Origin of the sequence: Lactobacillus amylolyticus DSM 11664, from assembly GCF_000178475.1 — a bacterium.
Classification (GTDB): Bacteria; Bacillota; Bacilli; order Lactobacillales; family Lactobacillaceae; genus Lactobacillus; species Lactobacillus amylolyticus.
The window spans coordinates 1-1,608 of the sequence record NZ_ADNY01000044.1 but is presented as its reverse complement, the minus strand read 5'-3'; the positions used below and the strand labels follow the sequence as shown (position 1 = coordinate 1,608).

General features: G+C 35.1%; 1 protein-coding gene. It reads left to right on the top strand.

Annotation, left to right across the window (positions count from 1 at the left end; all coding sequences use genetic code 11):
* Positions 1-138 precede the first annotated feature (138 nt).
* Complete coding sequence (locus tag HMPREF0493_RS05375; RefSeq protein WP_006352304.1) at positions 139-1,500, top strand: IS4 family transposase; 1,362 nt, start codon at positions 139-141, stop codon at positions 1,498-1,500.
* Positions 1,501-1,608: the final 108 nt, after the last annotated feature.

Genomic DNA, 1,608 nt, shown 5'->3' with positions numbered 1-1,608 from the left:
CGAAAATCAGACTTTATGAACCGAATCATTTTGATTCGGTTCTTTTTCTACGTAAAATAAAAAGTGAGCAGAGTCTAATTTACTCTTCTGCTCACTTTCGTCATATTATCCGGTCTTTCATAGAAAGCTGTGACTCTTATGAAATCCCTTCACTCAAATATTTTAAAACTGATGGATAATATTATCAATAAAATCGCCACTAATATTCATGCTTTCTCTGTTTCAGATCAGGCCTTTACCCGTTGTCGTAAGCTCAATGTCGTTGATTTGATTAGGCTGATTCTAAACATGGGAGCCGGCAGTTTGAACTCGGAAATTTTTCATGCTTTTCCTAACATAAATTCTAGAATGACCGCTTCGGCTTTCGAACAACAAAAGGCTAAATTAAAACCCGAATGTTTTAAAGAAATCATGGCTGAGCTTAGTCAGGCAAACAATGCACCACAATTATTGGATGACAAATACTTAGTGGTTGCGATTGATGGCTCTGATTTTAATCAGCCATTTAATCCTAAATCAGAAAATGTTGTTCAAACAAAAGATGGCCGAACATATTGTCAGATCCATGTAAATGCTCTTTATGATGTTTTGAATAAATTATATTTGGATATGGTCATTCAACCCAGACAAAAAATGGATGAGCGTGAAGCGGCACTAACAATGTTAAAGAATCTAGATAAACAAGAAAAAGATTTTTTAGTTTTAATGGATCGTGGCTATAGTAGTTTTAATTTGATTGAAACCTGTAATCGACTAAAGCATTGTCACTATGTTATTCGAACAAAAGCTGGGAATGGCGCTATTAAAGAAATTACCACATTGTCAGGCCATGAATATGATAGCGAGCTTTCCTGTAAAGTAACTGCATCGCATCGCTACTATATAACTCACAAAGATACGGAAAAGTTTCTTCACCTGGTCTCTCATAAAAAACATCATTACAAGGCTGTACGCTCAAAAAATACCAAAGATTCACGCTGGGACCATGAAGATATATGCAATGTTAAATTTCGAATTTGTAAGTTTAGAATTAATCCACCAGGTTCAGACGATGAGTGGGAAGTTCTGATCACCAATTTAGACCGGGACAAATACCCGCTAGCTAGAATGAAAGAGATCTATCATCTTCGCTGGGGAATAGAAACTTCTTTTAGGGAGCTTAAATATGACTTAAGCGGCGTCCAGTTTCATTCTAAAAAAGATCAATTTGTTTATATAGAGATATACGCCCATTTTGCAATGTATGATGCAGTGAGCTTATCAGTAGCCGCCAGCTCAAAGCCATATGTTAAAAGCAAATATCAATATCAAATAGATTTTAAAATGGCCTGCTGTATTTGGCGACGATACTTTCGAATAAGCGATAATTCAGATATAAGCTTTGCACAATTAGTGCTTGATATGGCATCTTATATAACTCCAATTCGACCGGGAAGAAAAGATAAACGTAATTTAAAACCAAAATTAGTTATCAGTTTTCCTTATCGTTTGGCAGCTTAGATTAATTAAAAAGTGGCTATCCTAGGATGGCTTATTTGTGCTATCAAAAAAAGACATTTACCGAGAAAAGTAATTCGATAAATGTCTCAAAAAATATTGTCAGATTTG

Coding starts and splice junctions, on each gene's coding strand:
- HMPREF0493_RS05375 (WP_006352304.1), top strand. CDS start 139: ATGAAATCCCTTCACTCAAATATTTTAAAACTGATGGATAATATTATC.